The sequence below is a fragment of the Thermogutta sp. genome (assembly GCF_014359955.1).
Classification (GTDB): domain Bacteria; phylum Planctomycetota; class Planctomycetia; order Pirellulales; family Thermoguttaceae; genus Thermogutta.
On the sequence record NZ_JACIYL010000793.1, the window covers coordinates 1 to 1,995 of the forward strand.

1 pseudogene is annotated in these 1,995 nt (G+C 57.8%); it reads right to left on the reverse strand.

Annotated features, from left to right (window positions below):
- Positions 1-193 precede the first annotated feature (193 nt).
- A pseudogene (locus tag H5U08_RS17025) lies at positions 194-1,995 on the reverse strand (alpha-2-macroglobulin); the annotation flags it as partial.

Below are 1,995 nucleotides of genomic sequence, written 5' to 3' on the forward strand. Positions count from 1 at the left end.
CCTTTTTGTCTTCCGGGGGTTTGGCATTGTTGCAGGGGCCCACGCAGCGTATGACCTGCTGGTGGGCCTGGTGTGACATCGCTGTCGGGCGTTTATCTATGCGCACGAGGAGATAATCCCCGGGCCGCCGCGACCAGAGCGACCTTCCACCACCCGGGGACGCACGCTGCACCGGACCGTGGCTCCGGGGGCATTACTTTTCTTTCGGGACGATGGGCACGTCAATGACGCGAAGCTTGATTTCGTCCGAATTGGCCCGAAGTTCCGGGGCATACATCGCGTATCCGCGGGTGGGAAGGGCGGAAAACTTGCCCGGGATTTCCGCCCGCATACGGTAGCTGAGGCTGTATCGGCCGCGCTCCAATGCTCGGCAGAAGAACACCACGCGGTTATCCCGGAATTCCACGTAGGCCCCCGGCGCATCGCGTGTGTAGCCGGAACGGAGTTCCACCGGTTCGAACCCGGCCGGTTTCATGTCCTCGAACACGAGGTATTCGTAATCGTTCTTGGTTTCAAGGATGAGCTCAATCTCAACGAGTTCGCCGCTCTTCAGTTCAGCGAGATTTTCCAGTGGCTCACGTTCGTACTTCGCCACCCGCTGGTCGATGACCTGCCCCCGCGATCCGGAAACCTGGGCTGTCTTCGTCACCGGTTTGAGGCGGTAATAACGCCGCGTAACCTTGATTTCCAGTCCCGCCGCGGGGATGAAATCCTCCAGGGTGAAGTAACTCACGTAGGCATTGGCGTAGAGCGGCCCCTGGCCTTTGCGGCGGAGTTCTACGGTGTGTTCCCCTTCTTTCAGATCACCGCCGGTGAGGATGAATGTGTTGTCAAAATCGAAGAGAGTTTCCGGAGTGATTTCCACCGCTTTGCGGAGTTCTCCGTCGAACCACACCTCGACCGTCATGTTGGGCTTCATTTCTCCACTGGCCCGCAGGAAATCGGCGAAGGCCTCGATCACCAGGGCTGTATCCCGGGTGGAATTCCAGTAGGTGGCATGCTTGCGATTATTGAGGAGATACTTCACCAGCCGGGGAGCCAGTTCACCTTTGGGATCGGTTCGAGCCAGCAGCTTGAGATAGTAGGCCATGGCCTCGATGTCACTGCCGTACCAGTACCACCAACTCCAGCGGCTGAGGTTCAGCCAGGCTGTCTGGTTTTCATCATCTTTTTCCACGTACTGGCTGATGTTACGGAGAACCATGTCGAGCTTTTCTCTGTCTCTCTCCTTGTCCAGGGCCAACCCGAACATGGCCAGGGCATAGACGGAGAGGTCGAGCCGATCACGATAGAGATAATTCTTCATCTCCGGATTGGGTGCACCGGCATCCACAAGAACCATATACACAAAGGCGTCGAGATTATCGGCTTTGGCTTTCCAGGGGACTGCCTTGCGTTTTTGATCCGCATTGCGGAGCCATTGAAGTTGCTCTGCCTGGTACCGCTTCAGCCATTCGACGCCCCGCTCGATCACGCCCGGGACAATCGCCACGTCATTCTGCTGAGCAATCTGCAGACCGTGGACGACGAGGGCCGTCAGATGGGGAGAAGATTTTTCACCCCATCCAGAGAACCAACCCCAGCCACCGTCGGAAAGCTGCATTTCCGTGAGGCGCTGGACGCCCTGTTTCACGATGCGGTCGAGCTGGGCCTTGTCAAAGACTGGGTTGCTTTCGAACCGTTTCCACTGTTCCGCCCTTTGCTTGGGATCGCCCAATTCCTGGGCATTCAAATTCACGCGTTTTTGACGGATTTTCTCGAGATCGACGCCCAGATCGATAAGCACCTTTTGGGTAATCACGGCCGGGAGAAACCGGTTGAGCGTTTGTTCCGTGCAACCGTAGGGATAGTCCACAAGGTAGGGCAGCGCATCGATCATGGCACCGGCGAGGGTGGGGGAGAAGCGAACTTCGAGGCGGGTGCTTTCCGGACGCCGCTCCGCGGGGACGGTGATCTTGAACTGGACGCGATCCTGGTCCGGTCGAATCCAACCTG